Source organism: Luteitalea pratensis (assembly GCF_001618865.1).
GTDB classification, from domain to species: Bacteria; Acidobacteriota; Vicinamibacteria; order Vicinamibacterales; family Vicinamibacteraceae; genus Luteitalea; species Luteitalea pratensis.
In genome coordinates this window covers 5,564,783-5,583,194 of the sequence record NZ_CP015136.1, presented here as the reverse complement: position 1 = coordinate 5,583,194, position 18,412 = coordinate 5,564,783, and the positions used below count along the sequence as shown (strand labels likewise).

General features: G+C 68.0%; 13 protein-coding genes. 9 read left to right on the top strand and 4 right to left on the bottom strand.

Features of this window, described 5'->3' with window-relative positions:
• Positions 1–107 precede the first annotated feature (107 nt).
• The gene (locus LuPra_RS23395) at positions 108–848 is read right to left on the bottom strand and encodes a 3-keto-disaccharide hydrolase (RefSeq protein WP_157899576.1); all 741 of its coding nucleotides are present in this window, start codon (positions 846–848) and stop codon (positions 108–110) included.
• 51 nt (positions 849–899) lie between these two features.
• Here LuPra_RS23395 and LuPra_RS32240 point away from each other — a divergent pair, with 51 nt between their 5' ends.
• Together LuPra_RS32240 and LuPra_RS23390 are read left to right on the top strand one after the other, a co-directional pair.
• Positions 900–1,124, top strand: a complete 225-nt coding sequence (locus LuPra_RS32240; protein ID WP_157899575.1) for a hypothetical protein — start codon at positions 900–902, stop codon at positions 1,122–1,124.
• Positions 1,125–1,230: 106 nt separating this feature from the next.
• Positions 1,231–1,896, top strand: coding sequence for an alpha/beta family hydrolase (locus LuPra_RS23390; protein WP_110172993.1), 666 nt, complete (start codon positions 1,231–1,233; stop codon positions 1,894–1,896).
• Positions 1,897–2,074: 178 nt separating this feature from the next.
• Here the strand turns inward: LuPra_RS23390 and LuPra_RS23385 are convergent, their stop codons facing one another.
• A complete protein-coding gene (locus LuPra_RS23385; RefSeq protein WP_110172992.1) occupies positions 2,075–3,808 on the bottom strand; it encodes a dipeptidyl-peptidase 3 family protein in 1,734 nt (577 codons plus the stop codon).
• A 94-nt stretch (positions 3,809–3,902) separates the two neighbouring features.
• On the opposite strand from LuPra_RS23385, the gene aceE reads away from it, so the two are divergent.
• The 7 genes from aceE (at position 3,903) to proC (ending at position 16,839) form a co-directional block, all read left to right on the top strand.
• Positions 3,903–6,578 carry a pyruvate dehydrogenase (acetyl-transferring), homodimeric type gene (aceE, locus tag LuPra_RS23380; RefSeq protein ID WP_110172991.1) on the top strand — a complete coding sequence of 892 codons (2,676 nt, stop codon included), beginning with the start codon at positions 3,903–3,905 and terminating at the stop codon, positions 6,576–6,578.
• Between the two features lie 51 nt (positions 6,579–6,629).
• Positions 6,630–8,348 (top strand): dihydrolipoyllysine-residue acetyltransferase, encoded by a 1,719-nt coding sequence (gene aceF, locus LuPra_RS23375; RefSeq protein ID WP_110172990.1) that lies wholly within the window; start codon positions 6,630–6,632, stop codon positions 8,346–8,348.
• 87 nt (positions 8,349–8,435) lie between these two features.
• Positions 8,436–9,854, top strand: coding sequence for a dihydrolipoyl dehydrogenase (gene lpdA, locus LuPra_RS23370; RefSeq protein ID WP_110172989.1), 1,419 nt, complete (start codon positions 8,436–8,438; stop codon positions 9,852–9,854).
• A gap of 329 nt (positions 9,855–10,183) precedes the next feature.
• A complete protein-coding gene (locus LuPra_RS23365; protein ID WP_110172988.1) occupies positions 10,184–10,720 on the top strand; it encodes a YbhB/YbcL family Raf kinase inhibitor-like protein in 537 nt (178 codons plus the stop codon).
• 301 nt (positions 10,721–11,021) lie between these two features.
• Positions 11,022–14,477 (top strand): DUF1592 domain-containing protein, encoded by a 3,456-nt coding sequence (locus tag LuPra_RS23360; protein ID WP_162472810.1) that lies wholly within the window; start codon positions 11,022–11,024, stop codon positions 14,475–14,477.
• Entirely contained in the window at positions 14,474–15,823 is a 1,350-nt protein-coding gene (locus LuPra_RS23355) for a DUF1552 domain-containing protein (RefSeq protein ID WP_110172986.1), read from the top strand. Before LuPra_RS23360 ends, LuPra_RS23355 begins: the two co-directional genes overlap by 4 nt.
• Positions 15,824–16,146: 323 nt before the next feature.
• The gene (gene proC, locus LuPra_RS23350) at positions 16,147–16,839 is read left to right on the top strand and encodes a pyrroline-5-carboxylate reductase (protein WP_110172985.1); all 693 of its coding nucleotides are present in this window, start codon (positions 16,147–16,149) and stop codon (positions 16,837–16,839) included.
• A gap of 189 nt (positions 16,840–17,028) precedes the next feature.
• Here the strand turns inward: proC and LuPra_RS23345 are convergent, their stop codons facing one another.
• Complete coding sequence (locus LuPra_RS23345; RefSeq protein WP_110172984.1) at positions 17,029–17,781, bottom strand: sulfite exporter TauE/SafE family protein; 753 nt, start codon at positions 17,779–17,781, stop codon at positions 17,029–17,031.
• Between the two features lies 1 nt (position 17,782).
• Positions 17,783–18,241: a winged helix-turn-helix domain-containing protein gene (locus LuPra_RS23340; RefSeq protein WP_157899574.1), complete on the bottom strand. Its 459-nt coding sequence runs from the start codon at positions 18,239–18,241 to the stop codon at positions 17,783–17,785.
• Positions 18,242–18,412: the final 171 nt, after the last annotated feature.

Below are 18,412 nucleotides of genomic sequence, written 5' to 3'. Positions count from 1 at the left end.
CTATCGCTTCGGCAGGGGGTACAGATCCACGCGGCGCACGAAGATCTCGGCACCCTCCGACTGGATCATGATCTTGCCCCTGGTGAGGCTCGGCCTCGTGCCGACGTTCACACGTGGCCGTTGACGATGTTGGTGATCCGGTCCGGTTCGACGACGACCTCGAGGCGCGTCCATTCCAGGCCGTGGCCCTCGACGTCGGCGACGCCGCGAAACCCAATCGGCGCACTGCCGCGGTCGACATCACGCCCCGACCAGTTGATCCGCTGTCCGCCGGTGAACACGCGTGGGGTGCCGTTGGGGTCGTAACGAAAGAAGCCAAGGCGGTCTGGCGACACTGTCGCGCCCATCTCTGGCGAGAGCCTCGCGCCGGTCTCGTCACTGCCGGCCACGACGATGAAGTCGCCGACACCGCCCTCGATGATTTGCGCCTCGATGGAACGCATCCACGGGCCATTGAAGTCCTTGCCCGTATTGCCGTCGGGTCCCTGGCAGTGCACGAGGACACCGCTGTCGCGCGCAAGCGCGAGGCGTGGCGGCCAGGTCACCGATCCCCACCGGAACTCGACGACCAGGTGGTACGACTCGAACTCCTGCGTCGTCGCGATGCCGCCGTACTTCTGGCCGCTGATGCGGATCGCTGGCGCGCCGTCGACCGCGCCCACCACGCTGAACACCCGATCGGGATCAGCGCGGTGGTCGCCAACGAGCCACGTGTAGAACCCTGAGAGATCCTTGCCGTTGAACAGGTGGATGACATTGGTCTCCTGCGCCGAGGCGCGGAGGCCAGTGGCGAGGGAGACGAGGCACACGAGGACGCTGGTCAGGAGTCGGGCAGGGGAGGTGGCCATCGGCGTGGCCGGCATTCTGGCACAGCTCACACGACGGATGGCCTCATACAGGTGCGGCGATCTGAGCAGGGTGGCTACGCCCTTCCGCATCGAGGAGTTCGCGCGCCGGCGGCCTTCTCCGACGGGCTCGGCGCGGGCATCAGCGTGGGCATCGACGCGCTGGTCACGCGCGAGTACGGGATCTACGCCTCGCCCGGCGGATCGCAGGCGGGCCTGCGCATGACGCCGCTGCTGACTCCTGGAGTGCAGGGCCAGCGCGCCTCGTTCTCGTTCTGACTCGGCCTCCCGCGGCGCGCTCCACGGTCGCGGTACCATCGGATCTGCGTGGCGTCTCGCGCCTGGGCGCGCCGACGATCGCGTACGCCCGCCGAGGAGGCCCAAAATGCCAGCCCTGGTCCAGGAGTCGGTGACGATCACGATCCATGTCGGCCACGACATCGGCGGGGACCTCCACGTGCCCGATGGCGCGACGGGCCTCGTGGTCTTCGCCCACGGGAGCGGCAGCAGCCGCTTCAGCTCCAGGAACCGCGCCGTGGCCGCGTCGCTGCACGCACGTGGGCTCGGCACGCTGCTACTCGACCTGCTGACCGAGCAGGAGGCGCAGGTCGACGCCGAGTCGCCGTCGTACCGGTTCGATGTCCCCAGGCTCGGCAGCCGCATCGTGGTGGCCACCGACTGGATCCAGCGGCAGGCGAGACTTCACACATTGCCGATTGGCTGTTACGGCGCGAGCTCCGGCGCGGCCGCCGCTCTGATCGCGGCCGCAGAGCGATGGACGGTGGTCGGTGCCGTCGTCTCGCGAGGGGGACGCCCCGAGCTTGCCGACGCGGCCCTGCCGCGCGTCCAGGCCCCCACGCTGTTGGTCGTCGGCGGCAACGACCCGATTGCACTCCGCCAGAACGAGCGCGCGATGTACCGCATGACCCAAACGCACGTCGAACTGGAGGTCGTGCCCGGGGCCACGCACCTTTTCGAGGAATCCGGCGCGCTCGACCGCGTGGGACAGCTTGCTGGCGACTGGTTCGCGCGGTACCTGCGGCGGTCCTGAGGCGCCGCCGGCGCGTCCGCCACGGGCGGCAGGATCGGACTCGGGAGTCTTGCGCCATCGTCATCAGGCGGGGAGGCGCGGGCCCTGACGGCGCGGACCACACTACGACCGGCAGAGCGTGCCCATCGTCGAGGTGCCTGCGCCCGACCTGACCGCGGACGCTCGCAGATCGGACCTGCTACCGCATCAGGGCTGCGGCGGTCATAAACCGCGGCTCGATGTCGACAGGCACCGTGTCGAGCCGATCGAGCAGCTTCTGGACCTCCGGCCGGATCGTCGCACGCGCCATCAGCGCCTTCGCGCCGGCGTAGTCGCCCCTGGCCTGCACCATCATGATCTCGGTCGTCAGCGCCTTCACGGCGTCGCGGATCTTCGCCGGTTCGACGCGGAACGTGCCGTCCGCGTTGGCCACGAACGCACCGGCGTCGAGCAGCGTGTTCAGCTGGATCGCGATGCCGCGGCCGTGCGCCTCGGTCGTGCCGAAGCGGATCGAGCGAAATGCCGACGCCAGGAACGTCACGTACATCGTGTCGCCCAGGCTCTTGTCGATCACCCCGTCGTCGACGAGCGTCTGCAGCGCCCACAAACCCGAGATGTCCGCCTTGGCTTCCTCCAGCGTCGAGTAGGTCTCCTTGAGGAGCGCCCGCACCGTCGTCGTCTGGCCGTTCACGGTGACGCTGTTCGGACCGAGGCCGTGCATCAGTTCGTGCATCAGGATGTGGGTGAAGAACGGGTCGAACTGCACCCGCCCCTGGTCGGCGGGCGAGAGCGCCTGCTTCGCAATGGGCTGCAGCACGAGACGGAACTTCGCCTCCTGGGTGTTCTTCAGCATCGTCCGCTTGGTGCCCTTCTCCCGGACGACGCGTTCGTCATTGGGGAGATTGAACGCCGCGGTCTGCACGCCACGATTGCCATCGCCGGCGCTGAAGACGACGTTGACGACGCGAATGGGGGAGAGGGCGCCGAGCTTCGGATTGCGCAGGGCGGGATCGATCGGCAGGCGGTTCTCGAGACCCTGGAGCTGCGCCGAGAACTTCGTCAGCTTGGCGGTCTCGGCGTCGTCACGCAGCGTGATGAATGCCTCGAAGGCTGCCTTGGCGGCAAACCACTCGTCCTCGTAGACCTCGTAAGGGCCGATGGTGGGTTCGATGGACGCGTCGAGTTCCATCCAGGCCACGTCCGACGCGTAGTAGTCGTTGCTGACGAGCGCGTCGGCGCGCTTCTCCAGGAAAGCACGAAGGGTTGGCTGCGTGGTGGCGCTGGCTGCTGCCCGCAGGTGCTCGGCGATCAGCGCGAGTTCGCCCTGGTACTCGAGCGTGTAGGGCACCGTCACGAGACGGCCGTCGGCGCCACGGCGGATGGTGGTGAAGAAGCCGAGGGCCTGCGTCTTGTCGGCAGGCGACAGGGTGGCGAGCCATTGCTCGATGTCGGCTTTGGTGGCGCCGGCCGGATAGAAGTTGGCGCCGTGAGGCTTCTCTCCGACGCCGGCGACAAATGCCGCGTCCGCGTCCAGCCGCGACCATGGACCCTTGTTGAGCAGGAAGTAGCGAAGGCGGGCCAGACCTTCGGGCGTTCGGTCGGCCTGCAACTGCAGCAGCATCGCCGGACCACCGGCCCAGACCTGGCGCAGGAACAAGCCGTCGATGATCCGAGCCGCCGCAATCAGGTGGGTGAGCGCGGTGCGCTCGCTCTCGGGCAGCGCCGCGACATCGGCGCCGATGTCGGCCGGGGCAAAACGATCGGCGCGGGAGGCCAGCCTCGCCGCTGCTCCCGTATCGGGGGGAGACGCGGCTGTCGACGCCGATCCGGACGGCGTCGGCGCGGGCTGGCACGCGGACACGCCGGCCAACAGCAGGCCGAGGCCGAGACGGGCCACGATGAGGCCGGAAGCGTGGCGACTGGAACGTGTCATCCGCGAATGATAATGTAACGAATTGTTCATACCCCGGCCGGGTCCCGATACGGACCTGCCGACAAGCCCGCCTGGCTACAGGACTCAGAATTCCATGACCAACGGCCCTCAGGACGTCCAGGACATCACCGCGATTGAAACCCAGGAGTGGCTCGACTCGCTCGAGTGGGTCATCCAGCACGGCGGGCCAGAGCGCGTCGCGCAACTACTCGATGCGCTCGAGTCGTATGCCCGGCAGAAGGGCGTGCCGCTCCCCTTTGCGGCGACCACGCCCTACATCAACACCATCGGCCCCGGCCAGCAGACGCCCTATCCGGGCAGCCGCGAGATCGAGCGCCGCATCAAGAGCCTGGTGCGCTGGAACGCCATGGCGATGGTGGTGCGCGCCAACAAGAACTCGGACGGCATCGGTGGCCACATCTCGACGTTCGCCTCGTCGGCGACGCTGTACGAGGTGGGGTTCAACCATTTCTTCCGCGGTCCCGATCATCCGGACGGTGGCGACCTGGTGTTCTTCCAGGGCCACGCCTCTCCGGGCATCTACTCGCGGGCGTTCCTCGAAGGACGGCTGACGCAGCAGCACCTCGACAACTTCCGTCGCGAGTTGTCCGACAGCGGTGGCCTCTCCTCGTACCCGCACCCGTGGCTCATGCCGAACTTCTGGCAGGTGCCCACCGTGTCGATGGGCCTCGGGCCGATCATGGCCATCTACCAGGCCCGCTTCTGGCGCTACCTGGAGAACCGCGGGCTGAAGAAGGCCACCCAGAACAAGGTGTGGGCGTTCCTCGGCGATGGCGAGACCGACGAACCAGAGACGCTCGGCGCGCTCACCCTTGCGTCGCGCGAGAAGCTCGACAACCTGATTTTCGTGATCAACTGCAACCTCCAGCGCCTCGACGGGCCGGTGCGTGGCAACGGGTCGATCATCCAGGAACTCGAGGGCGCGTTCCGCGGCGCCGGCTGGAACGTGATCAAGGTGATCTGGGGCTCCGAGTGGGACGATCTGCTCGAGCGCGACAAGACCGGCCTGCTCTCGCGCCGCATGGCCGAGATCGTGGACGGCGAGTACCAGCGCCTGTCGGTGTCCAACGGCGCCTACCTGCGCGAGAAGTTCTTCGGCAAGTACCCGGAACTGCTGGAGCTGGTGAAGCACCTGTCCGACGACCAGCTGAAGAAGCTGAAGCTCGGCGGTCACGACCCGGAAAAGGTCTACGCGGCCTACAAGGCGGCGACCGAAACCAAGGGCGTGCCAACGGTGGTGCTGGCCCGTACCATCAAGGGCTACGGCCTTGGGGAGTCGGGCGAAGGCAAGAACCCGACGCACCAGCAGAAGAAGCTGAACGAAGAAGAGGTCCTCCACTTCCGGACCCGCTTCAACATCCCACTCAGTGACGACGACGTCGTCAAGATGCCGTTCTACCGCCCGGCCGACGACAGCGCCGAGTTGACGTACCTGAAGCAGCGGCGCGAAAAGCTCGGCGGCTACCTGCCACAGCGTCGCACCGACGCTGGCGCGCTGAACCTCGAGGGCCTCGACGAGGCGTTCTCGGAGTTCCTGAACGGCTCGGACGGCCGGGCCATTTCGACGACCATGGCGTTTGTGCGCATGCTGACGAAGATGCTGCGCAACAAGGAGTTCGGCAAGCTGGTGGTGCCGATCGTCCCCGACGAGGCGCGCACCTTCGGCATGGAGGCGCTATTCCGGCAGGTCGGCATCTACTCATCGACCGGACAGCTGTACGACCCGATCGACAGCGATCAGTTGCTCTATTACAAGGAAGCCAAGGACGGGCAGATCCTCGAAGAAGGGATCACCGAAGCGGGATCGATGTCGTCGTTCATCGCCGCTGGCACGGCGTACGCGACGCACGCGGTCAACACGATTCCGTTCTACATCTATTACTCAATGTTCGGCTTCCAGCGGATCGGCGACCTGATCTGGGCGGCCGGCGACATGCGGGCTCGGGGCTTCCTGCTCGGCGGCACGGCGGGACGAACGACGCTGAACGGCGAGGGCTTGCAGCACCAGGACGGTCACAGCCACCTGATGGCGTCGTCGGTGCCCAACTGCGTGGCCTACGATCCGGCGTTCGCCTACGAGATCGCGATCATCATCAAGGACGGATTGCGTCGCATGTACCGCGACAACGAGGCCGTCTTCTACTACCTGACGGTGATGAACGGCAACTACGAGATGCCGGCCATGCCCAAGGGCGCCGAGGAAGGCATCCTCAAGGGCCTCTACCGGTTCCAGTCGTCGTCGCTCAAGAAGCCCAAGGCGCACGCGCAGTTGCTCGGCAGCGGCGCGATCCTGCCAGGCGTGATCGACGCGGCGGCGATGCTCGAGAAGTACGGCGTCGCGGCCGACGTGTGGAGCGTGACCAGCTACACCGAACTGCAGCGCGACTGCCAGGCGGTGGACCGCTGGAACATGCTGCACCCCGGCGAGAAGCCGCAGGCGTCGTGGGTCACCACGAGTCTCAAGGACGCGCCCGGCGTCGTCGTGGCGGCCTCCGATTACGTGAAGCTGCTGCCCAGCGGCATCGACCATCACATCGAGCAGCCGATGGTGGCGCTCGGCACCGATGGCTTCGGCCGCAGTGAAAGCCGCGAGGCGCTGCGCGACCACTTCGAGGTGGACGCCCGGCACGTGGTGGCGGCGACCCTGTCGGTGCTGGCGCGCGAGAAGCAGATTGACGTGAAGGTGGCGCAGGCCGCCTTCAAGGACCTCGGGATCGACCCCGAGAAGCCCAACCCGGCCCACGCGTAAGCATCAGCCATCAGGCATTAGGCATCAGGCATCAGGCATTACCGAGACCCCATGGCGAACGAAATGACGCTGCCCTCGCTGGGCGAGAACATCAAGGCGGGGGATGTGCTCCGGGTGCTGATCAAGGCCGGCGATGCCGTGACCGTCGATCAGCCCGTGCTGGAATTGGAGACCGACAAGGCAACGGTGGAGGTGCCCTCGACGTTGGCGGGCACCGTCGCCGAGGTCCGCGTCAAGGACGGCGATCGGATTGACGTCGGCCAGGTAGTGTTCACGGTCAGCGGCGACGCCGCAACCGCACCGGCCAAGCCGGCGTCTGGCGCGCCGGCCGTCGGCCAGGCGGCCGCCGCCGTCGACGCGCAGGACGCAGCGCCCGCAGGTGGCAAGGCCGCCCCGCCATCGCCTCGAACGGCCGCTGCTCCGTCATCGGGCGGCGGGCGCATCGAGGTGACAATCCCGTCGCTCGGCGAGAACGTGAAGGGCGGCGACGTCCTGCACGTGCTCGTGAAGGTGGGCGACACGGTGGCGGTGGAGCAGGGCATCCTCGAGCTCGAGACCGACAAGGCCACTGTCGAAGTGCCGTCGCCGAGCGCGGGTGTCGTGAAGGAAGTCGCGGTCAAGGACGGCGACCAGGTGGCCGTCGGCCAACTGGTACTGGTGCTCGAAGGGACCGGGATCGGCGAACCGGCCCCACCGTCGACCGCGGGGCCGGCCACGCCGGGAGCGGCCGCCGCCGCGCAGGCCGCGACGCCTGAACGCCAGGCCGAGAAGGGACAGCCGATGGCGCCGGCGGCTCGTGCCGCGGCACCCGTGGCGCCGAAGGGCGCTGGCACCGGGGCCGTGGCGCCTCCGCGTCCGAACGTCCCGGCCGCGCCGTCGGTCCGTCGTCTTGCCCGCGAGCTCGGCCTCGACATCGCGGACGTGCCCGGATCGGGCAAGAGCGGCCGGATCAGCGAGACGGACGTGCGTGCGCACGCCAAGAACGTCATCACCGGCAAGGTGGCCGGCCCGGCCGGCGCCGCGCCCACGGGCGGCGGGTTCGCCTACGAACCGCTGCCGGACTTTTCCGTCTACGGCGCCGTCGAGCGCAAGGCGATGCGCGGCATCCGCCGCAAGACCGCCGAGCACATGGTGGCCAGCTGGCACACGATTCCGCACGTCACGCAGTGCGAGAAGGTGGACATCACGGCGCTCGAGCAACTGCGCAAGCAGTTCGGCAAGCGCGTCGAGGCCGGCGGCGGCAAGCTCACCGTGACGTCGATCATCACCAAGGTGATCGCGGTGGGGATGCGCAAGTTCCCGCAGTTCAACACCTCGGTCGACCTCGCGGCCGAAGAGGTGATCTACAAGTCGTACGTCAACATCGGCATTGCCGTCGACACCGAGCGCGGGCTGCTCGTGCCGGTGCTGCGCGACGTCGACACCAAATCGATCACGCAGATCTCGGCCGAGCTCGCGCAGCTGGCCGAGAAGGCGCGCAGCGGCAAGCTGTCGATGGACGAGATGTCGGGCGGCTGCTTCACGATCACCAACCTCGGCGGGATCGGCGGCACGCACTTCACGCCGATTGTCAACCACCCGGAGGTGGCGATCATGGGTATGTCGCGGTCCGCGATGGAGCCGGTGTGGAACGGGACGAGTTTCGAGCCGCGGCTGATGATGCCGCTCTCGCTCTCCTACGACCACCGGATCATCGACGGCGCCGACGCCATGCGCTTCCTGCGGTTCGTCGCCGAGGCGCTCGAACAGCCGTTCCTGCTTGCACTTTAGCCTTGCGTCTCACGTCTCAGGTCTCAAGTCTCAGGCGTGACCTGAGCCCTGAGACCTGAAGCCTGAGACCTCAGGATTTTCTACGCCATGGCAGACAACACACCACTCGTCGTGCTGGGGGCAGGCCCTGGCGGCCACGCGGCCGCCTTCCTCGCCGCGGACCTCGGGATGCCGGTCGTCCTCGTCGACGAGGAGGTCAACCCCGGCGGCGTCTGCACTTATCGCGGGTGCATTCCGTCCAAGGCCCTGCTGCACGTCGCCAAGCTCCTCGCCGAGACGAAGCACGCGTCGCACTGGGGCATCGAGTTCGGGGAGCCCAGGATCGATGTCGACCGGTTGCGCGGCTTCAAGCAGGGTGTCGTCGATCGGTTGACCGGCGGGCTCGGACAGCTGACGCGGCAGCGCAAGATCACGTACATCCAGGGCCGCGCCAGCTTCGTCGACGCCAACACGCTCAAGGTGGCGCTGACCAGGGGCGGCGAGCAGGACGTGCGCTTCGAGAAGCTGATCGTCGCGACCGGATCGCGGCCGTCGACGCTGCCGAACCTCGAGATCAGCAAGGAGCGCCTCCTCGATTCGACGAGTGCGCTCGAGATCACGACCGTGCCGAAGACGATGCTGGTCGTCGGCGGCGGCTACATCGGCCTCGAACTCGGCACGGTCTACGCGGCGCTCGGCACCGAGGTCTCGGTGGTGGAGATGCTCGACCGTCTCCTGATGGGCGCCGACCGCGACCTCGTCAACGTCCTGGCCAAGCGCATCCGCTCCATCTGCAAGCAGGTGCTGACCAGTACGAAGGTCGTGAAGATGGAAGAGAAGGCCGACGGCGTGCACGTCACCTTCGAAGGCGAGGTCGAGCCCAAGACGCAGGTCTTCGATCAGGTGCTGGTGTCCATCGGCAGGCGGCCCAACGGCAACATCCCCGGCATCGAGCGGACCGGGGTCGAGGTGACCTCGCGCGGTTTCATCACCGTCGACCCGCAGCGTCGCACGACCGTTCCACACATCTACGCGATCGGCGACGTCGCCGGCGAACCGATGCTCGCGCACAAGGCGACCTACGACGCCAAGATCGCCGTCGAGCACATCGCCGGCCACAAGGTGGCGTTCGAGCCCGCGGCGATTCCGGCGGTCGTGTTCACCGATCCCGAACTGGCGTGGTGCGGGCTCACCGAGGCCGAGGCGCAGGAGCGCGGCATCACGATCGAGGTCGCCAAGTTCCCGTGGGGCGCTTCGGGTCGCGCGACCACCGTCGATCGCAACGACGGCCTCACCAAGCTGATCATCGAGCCGGGTACCGAGCGTGTGCTCGGCGTCGGCATTGTCGGCGTCAACGCCGGGGAAATGATCGCCGAGGGCGTGCTGGCCGTCGAGATGGCGGCGACCGCGTCGGACCTCAAGATGACCATCCATGCCCACCCGACGCTTTCGGAGACACTGATGGAGTCAGCCGAGGTCTACTTCGGCACGGCCACGAACTTCTACAAGCCGAAGAAGCAGGCGTAGGGAAGAGCCGGGCACCGGGAACCGAAGAAGCCGGGAACCGGGAGCCGGGAAACGGGAGACGGGAACAAGATCCGGGCACCGGGACACGGCTTCCGCAAAGCAGATTCCGAGTGACGGATTCGATAGGTAGCCGCCGAACTTGTCCGGCGGTCGGCACCGCAGGCAGTGGTACCGACGGCTCGCCGAGCCGCCTTTCACTGCGCTGTCGGCCTTCGTCGGTCGGCCTTCGGCCTTTGCAACGGCAGGGCCCGTTCTCAGAACGCGGCCCGAGCGTCATCGTAGGGCCGGGCTCGGAGAGCCGGCCCTACCATTCCCCGGCAGGTTCGCCAATGTTCTTGTTGCTCCTGGCTTCCATCATCTCCGTCCAGTCGCCCGCGTTCACGCTGACGAGCCCCGACCTGCCCGAGGGCCAGCCCCTGCCCAACGCGCAGGTGTTCAACAGCTTCGGCTGCACCGGCGCGAACGTCTCGCCGCGTCTCGAGTGGACCGGCGCGCCTGCCGGGACCAGGAGCTTCGCGGTCACCGTGTACGACCCCGACGCACCAACGGGCAGCGGCTGGTGGCACTGGGTCGTGTTCAATATTCCGGCGACGACGAAGGTGCTCGACGCGGGGGCCGGTGACCCGGCGAGCAGCAAGGCGCCGCGGGGCGGCGCCGTCCAGAGCATGACCGACTTCGGTGTCCCCGGTTTTGGCGGCGCCTGCCCTCCCCAGGGCGACAAGCCGCACCGCTACATCTTCACGGTGCACGCGCTCAAGGTGGACAGCCTGCCGCTCGACGCCAAGGCGCCCGGTGCGATGGTGGGGTACTACATCGGCCAGAACACGATCGCCAAAGCCAGTTTCACCCGTACTTTCGGTAGGTAGGGACGCCTCTCCGAGGCGTCCATGTCCGCACCTTGGATGGGGGGCGGCACGGAATGACCACGTTCGCGCGCGATGTAACGCCTCTCCGACTCGTCCCGCCGACGCCACGGCGAAGGCGGAGGCGTCTATCGCGACAGGATCGAGACATCAGACGCATCGGTCTTAGAGACGGTGAGCCGTGGATCGCTCGACGGTGAGGTCGTGGACCGCTCGGAGAGCGGTCCCTACCTTAGCGGTTCCTACCTTACTTGTGCTCCGGCTGGTAAGATCGGCGGCAGACCTTCTGGTGAGCATGACAGCGATGAGAGTGGGCCTGGAGGCCCTGTTGGTGGTGGCGCTCGTGTCCGTGATTTCTGCGCAATCGCGGATTCGCCCGGTCGCGCCTGCGGAGCGCGCCGCGCACGCGTTGCCGGCCAGCGCCGCTCCCCGCACGGCTGCCGGCGCTGCCCGGTCACTCGCCCCGGCAGATCCTGATCCGGCGGCTGCCTCGGCGATTCTGGGCGAGTTCTGCGTCGACTGCCACGGCAAGGGAAAATTCAAGGGCGGCGTCAGCGTCGCCCGGTTGCTCGATCGACCGACCCCCGATGGCATAGCCGCGGGCTGGGAGCATTGGCTCGCCATCGCCGACAGGCTCGAGACCCGGCAGATGCCGCCCGAGGACGCCGACGCGTTCCCGACCGATGTCCAGCGCGCCGAGGTCGTGTCCTGGATCCGCGCCACCTTCGACCGCTACGACGCCAGGCACGCGGGCGATCCGGGACGCGTCACTGTGCGGCGCCTGACGAGCGCCGAATATGCGTACGCGATCCGTGACCTGACCGGCGTCGACATCAAGGTCGGTGTCGACGCGTCGAGCGATGCGGTCGGCGGCGAGGGCTTTGCCAACTTCGGCGACGTGCAGTTCGTGCAGGACGCCAGCGTCGAGCGCTATCTCGAGGCGGCCAAGGAAGTGGCCGACCACGCGGTCATCGGCGCCGGTCGGCTCGACTTCTACGCCGATCCGGGCAAGACCGGCCTCGAGTTGTCCGCGCTCAATCGCATCGAGCACCTGTACACCACGCGGGGATTCCGCGTCGTGTCCGGCGAAGGTGGCCGGCCGTTCGGCTTCGACCGCTATGCCAGGGCGCTCTACGCGGCCTGGCGCTACCGTCATCGCGCCGCCCTCGGCGAACCGACGACAACCCTCCGCGTCCTCGCCGCCCGCGAGGGCATCACGGGCCGCTTTGCCGAACACATCTGGGACGCCGTCAACAGGCAAGGCACCGGTTACCCATCGCGGCTGACAATCGATCGGTGGCAGGCCCTGCCAGCCCCAGGTGCCGATGCCACGGCCGCCGACGCGCACGCACGACAGGAATGCGACGCGATCGTGAAGTCGCTCGTCACCTGGCCAAGCTGGTTCTTCGCGCGCGGCGACCTCGCGGCCGGTGGGCAGGGCGACGAGAACCCGCTCGTGTTCGACGACACGACGCTCGGCGTGACCACGGGCAAGGCCTGGGTGCACGCGCTGAACCGTCGCTTTGGCCGCCCAGCAGCGCGCATTCCCGCGCCGTGGACCGTGCATCTCTCCGTCGACGCCCTGCACCGCGGGGGCGCCGATGCGCCGGTCGTGATCTGGCGCAACCCGCGCGTCGTGCTGCGCGTGCCACCGCAGGCACCCGCGCCCGACGAGCCCGTGACGGTCACTCGCGCGCGCGTGCCCGGCCCGATCGTGGAAACGCACACGTTGCGGTCGGTGCTGCCGGCCGACGTCGTCGCGCGCCTCGGGTTCGGCACGAGTCCGGACGGCACGCCCATCGGCCCCGACGACTTCGCCGTCCGCGAGGGGACGTCCTTCGTGGTCGACGTGCCTGCCAGCGAGTACGTCGCCGAACTCCATGTCGATGCCGAGCTCGGGCGGGACCGCGAGTCCGTCCTCCGCGTCATGGTGGCCGATACGGCGACCGGACCAGCGCGCGCGCCGGGGCAACGTGTCTTCCTGGGCGACCCGGCGAGTGCCGGCTATCGAACCTTCCGTGCAGGCATCGCCGAGTACCTCGCGCTGATGCCGCCGAACTCGCACGGAGCGGCGAATCCGGCCGACAAGGATCCAGTGCCGGCACCGTTCGACAACACCTACAACAGCCCCGAGCACGACGCCTTCGTCACGACGGTCAAGTACCAGCGCATCGACGACTTCTTCACGCGCAACATCGTCGACGGCAAGGAGCGCACTCACCTCGAGGAGGCCTGGGCCGACCTGTTCGGCTCGTGGCCGTACCACGACGCGTACCTCGGCATGCTGCTGGACCACTACGGCGTGAAGGTGGAGAGCCGGACGATCGCGGCGATGACGCCCACCCGCATCGCGGCGCTGCCGGCGGCGGCCCAGCCGCAGGTGCGCTCGCTCCGTGCACACCACCGGGCGGTGATGGAGGCCATGCGTCGCGCGGAGCCTGGCCATGTCGCCGATGCGCTGGCGCTTGCGAGTCGCGCCTGGCGGCGTCCGCTCACGCCCGTGGAGCAGCAATCGCTGCGCGCGTTCTATCGCACGGCTCGCACGGCGCACGGGCTCGACCACGACGCGGCGATGAGGGCCCTGCTGGCGCGCGTCCTGATGTCGCCGTCCTTCCTGTACCGGCTCGAGGCAGCGCCGCACGACACGGAAACCAGGCTGAACGACTGGGAGATCGCGAGCCGCCTCAGCTTCTTCCTCTGGTCCTCGATTCCTGACGACGAACTGCGGCGTGCCGCGGCGGCAGGCGAGTTGCGCACCACGGCGGCGATTGCCAGCCAGGTCCGGCGCATGACCGCGGATCCGAAGGCGCGCCGGCTCTCCACCGAGTTCTTCGGGCAGTGGCTCGGCTTCTACCACTTCGATCAGTACCGCGGCGTCGATACCGGACGCTTCCCGGAGTTCACCGACGAGGTCAAGCGGGCGATGTTCGACGAGGCAGTCTCGACGTTCGAGTACATCGTCCGTGAGCGACGTCCTGTCCGCGAAATCCTCCACGCCGATTACGTCTTCGTGAACCAGCCGCTCGCGAAGTTCTACGGGCTGGACGTGCCTGTGACCAGCGCCGGGCCGGTGCAACGCGTCGATGGCGCGCACGCGTTCGACCGCGGCGGCGCGCTGCGGCTCGGAGCCGTGCTGACCACGACGTCGGCGCCCCTGCGCACGAGTCCCGTGAAGCGCGGCGACTGGATCCTGCGCCGGATCCTCGGCACGCCGACGCCACCGCCACCGGCTGACGCGGGCACGCTCCCAGCCGACGACAAGAGCTTCGAGGGGCAGACACTCCGACAACGCCTCGCGCAGCACAAGTCGCGTGCGCAGTGTGCCTCCTGCCACTTGCGGATCGATCCGCTGGGGTTCCCGCTCGAGCGGTTCGATGCCGTTGGCCGCGCCCGTGACGCGTACGCCGACGGCAAACCGGTCGACATCACAGGCGAGTTCCGTGACAAGACCACCATCGTCGGTGCGGACGGCCTGCTTTCCTATCTGCAGGGCAAGGACAGTGCGGTGATGACCACGCTGTCACGAAAGATGATTGGCTATGCCCTGGGACGCAATCCGCAGGCGTCGGATCGACGGCTGATGGGTGAGATGGTGCGTGCCGGCAGTGATGCGTCGTTTACCGACCTTGCGACTGCCATCGCCACCAGCCGCCAGTTCCGCTATCGCATGGGGAGTGCATCGGAGGCCGACACACCGGCTCCAGCCGCTGCCCCCACACCCGTGCCCACGGGCACGTCCGCACGAGCGATCCCCCGATGATGCCCACACCAACCCCCGCTCCATCGCGTCGTCACTTCCTGCGTGGTGTCGGCGTCGCGCTCGCGCTGCCCTGGTTGGAGTCGATGCCGGCGCTGGCTCAGGCCGCGACCGCGAAGGGCGCCGCCGCCGTCGGGCCGCCGTTGCGTCTGGGGATCGTCTACTTCTCAAACGGCGTCGAGCCGGCGCATTGGTGGGCGAAGGGCAGTGGGGCAACGATGGAGTTGGGCCCCGGGCTGACGCCGATGCTGCCGCACCGCGACGACATGGTCTTCATCCGCGGCCTGTACAGTCAGTCCGCGCTGTCCTCGACGAGTCCGCATCTCGGGCGTATGAACCTGCTGTCGGGCGCGCCGGTCAGCCTGGATCCCGACGTCATCCGCGTCGGCACGTCGATGGATCAGGTGATCGCCGGAGCCATCGGCGATCGCACGGCGGTGCCCAGCCTGGTGCTCGGTATCGAGCCGAACGAGTTGCGCCTCGAGGACGGACTCTCGATGGTGTATGGCTCCAGCCTCTCGTGGGTCTCGCCGACCAGGCCGGCGACCAAGGAGATCTATCCCGCGCGCACCTTCGACCGGCTCGTCGGCGACGGCACCGGACGCGCGCTCGATCGCAGCATCCTCGACGCCGTGCAGGACGAGGCACGCGGCCTCGGCCCACGTGTGAGTCGCGACGATCATCACAAGCTCGGTGAGTACTTCGAGGGCATCCGTGACATCGAGAAGCGCATCGAGCGGGCCTCGAAAGAGGAGCGTCTCGAGGGGTGGCGGCCGACGCTGGCACAGCCCGACATGCCGCGTCCGAAGCACGAACTGCCGCAGGACGTGCCCGCGCACATGAAGTTGATGCTCGACCTCGTCGTGCTCGCGTTCCAGATGGACAAGACTCGCGTCGCGACGATCATGCTCAACAACGATCTGTCGCAGATGAACTTCCGCTTCGTCGAAGGCGTGCAGGGCGCGTTGCACCTCGATCTCACGCACAACGGGCGCGTGGCGAGCAAGGAGGCGATGTACCTCAAGACGAACCAGTTCCACCTGGCGCAGTTCGCGTACATCACCGAGCGGATGAAGTCGATTTCCGAGGGCGAGTCGACGCTGCTCGACAACTCGATCCTCATGTGCGCGTCCAGCCTCTTCGACGGCGACCTGCACAGTGCCGAGCAACTCCCGGTGCTGCTGACCGGCAAGGGACAGGGCACGCTCCGCACTGGCCGCATCCTCGACTACATGGACAAGGGCGACGCCAACCGCAAGGTCTGCAGCCTGCACCTCTCGCTGATGGACCGCATGGGCGTCCGCCTGGACGGCTTCGGTGACGCGTCGTCAAGGCTCGAGGAGCTCTAGAGCCCTCGAGTCTCAGGTCTAGAGGCTAGAGGCTAGAGGCTAGAGGCTTGAGGCTTGAGACCTGAGACCTGAGACTGGCCGAGACTGGCCGAGACTGGCCGTAGGCGTTAGGCGTTGAGCGTCAAGCGTTAAAGGCCCGGCGGCTACACTGTGGCCATGAGTCTGCTCCTTCCTCCCGACCGCCAGCTTGGCGTCATCGGCGCCGGCGTCATGGGGCGCACGCTGCTGCGCGGCCTCTTCGATAGCGGCGGCCCACGCCTGCGCAGGCGTGGGCCGCCGCGCGCACCCAGGAGTCGTGCGACGAAGTCTCGACCCACCTTGGTGTGCCGTGCTTCCGCAGCGGCGCCACCGACGCCGGCCCCTCGTTCGACCAACGCCTGCCCGAGACCGACGTCATCCTGATTTGCGTCAAGCCGAAGCAGGCCGCCGAGGTCGTGGATGCCCTGCGGCGCGGCGGCGTGCGTCGCGACACGCTGCTGGTGTCGATCCTCGCCGGCGTCACCATCGCACGTTTCGAGCAGTTGCTCGACGTGCCGACGCCATGGGTACGCGCCATGCCCAACACGCCCTGCGTGGTTGGCGCGGGCATGACCGTCGTTGCACCGGGTACGCACGCGACCGATACGCACCTGCAGCTTGCAGAGCGGATCTTCTCGTCCGTCGGCCGATGCCGGATCGTTGACGAGTCCTACTGCAATGCCGTCACGGCGCTGAGCGGCAGCGGGCCGGCGTACATGTACCTGATGATGGAAGCGATGGCCGACGCCGGCGTCCGTGTCGGCCTGCCGCGGGATCTCGCGCTGCAGCTGGTGGCGCAGACCATGCTCGGCTCGGCGCGGATGGTGCTCGAGAGGAACCGGCACCCGGCGTCATTGCGCGACAACGTGACCACGCCGGCCGGCTGCACGATCGGCGGCGTACTGATGCTCGAGGACGGCAAGATTCGCTCGGTGCTCGCCCGCGCCGTCGAAGAGGCCACCCGCATCGTCGAGCAGCTGGGGCGGCCTGGTAAGTAACGCTTAACGCTTAACGCCTGCAGCCTGCGGCCTACAGCCTACGGCAAGGCCTACGGTCCACGACCTAAGGCCGATGGCGATGGACGAAGGCCGAGTTTCAGACGCCCGACGTGGGCCGGGCTCGGAGAGCCGGCCCTACCGTGACTCATCGGCGTGATTGACCGACGGCCGAAGGCCGAATGCCGGTGGTCAAATGAACGCCGTGGCGATGAGCCAGGCACACGCGATCACCAGGACGACGGTCATGATGTGATCGAAGACCTTGGCATCGATGCGCCTGATGACGTAGCGACCGAGGAAGACGCCGATCGCGACGAGCGGGCAGAACGCCATCGACCACGCCAGCGCCGACGGTGCGACGACGCCGGCGGCGAGCGAGCCGGGCAGCTTGAGCAGGTTGATGGTCGCGAAGAACAACGTGTTGGTGCCCATGAACACGGTCGGCGTCATCGGCTGCAGCAACAGGTAGGACGTGATCGGCGGACCGCCCGCGTTGAGCATCGCCGACGCGGTGCCCGACAGCAGTCCGGCCAACGGTCCGTGCCACGAGCGATGCTTGTGGTGTTCGTGCCCGCGCCAGTGACTGAAGATCTTGTAGCCCGTGACGACGAGCCCGGCGACACCGAGGCCGACGCGCAGCGAGCGGTCGGGCAAGCCCCGCAGCAGGAACAATCCGATGCCGACGCCGACGGCACCGGCAGGAATCAGCGCCCACGTGTGCTTGCGATCCCATGTGCCCCAGTACGTGTAGAGCGCGAAGGCGTCACCCACCATCAGCATCGGCACCGCGAGCGCAACCGCGGTGGCGACGCTCACGCGGTGACTGATCATCAGCGTCGCCAGCATCGTTGGCAGCGGGCCGCCGATGCCGCCCTTCGAGAGGCCGATCAGCAGCGCCGCGCTGCACAACGTCAGCGCGTCTCCAGGCAGCAGCGCCGCCACCTCAGCGAACCACCGGCAGCGGCCTGAGCGCCACCGGCGCCTGCTGGCGCACGACGAGCACCCCGACGATCAGCCGCCCGTCAGCCGACACGGCCAGGGACGATTCGCTGGCCAGCTGCTGTCCCACAGGCAACGGGTCGCCCGCGGGCTCGACGCGGTAGCCGCGGCGCGGCACCGTCTGCACGTGGCTTGGCTCCTGCGCGTCGTCGCCGAGCGCCTGCCGGAGCACGCTCACGGCCTCAGACAGGGAGGTGTCGGTGACAAAGGCGTCCTTCCAGACATGGTCGAGCAGGTCCTGCTTGGTGACGAGCCGGCAGGGCCGTTGCACGAGGCAGCCCAGGATGGCCAGGGACCGCGGCGGCACGCCGAGCTCGGCGCCGGCACGCAGCAAGCGGCCGTTGATGGGTTCGCACAGGAACGGGCCGAAGCGGACGGCCGCCCGGTCGCAGGTCTGGTTCATCACGTCTTCAACGCAAACTTGAGCACACCTTGCAGCGATCTTCAGGACGTGCCCGCGGCCACTCGGGCACGCTGCCCTCACGGGACCGACGCGGGACGGGTGTCCTGCGCGGCGCGCCGGCCGCCACCGCCTGAGCGCCATGTTACCGCGGCAGATCCCGTCGCCGCCGAT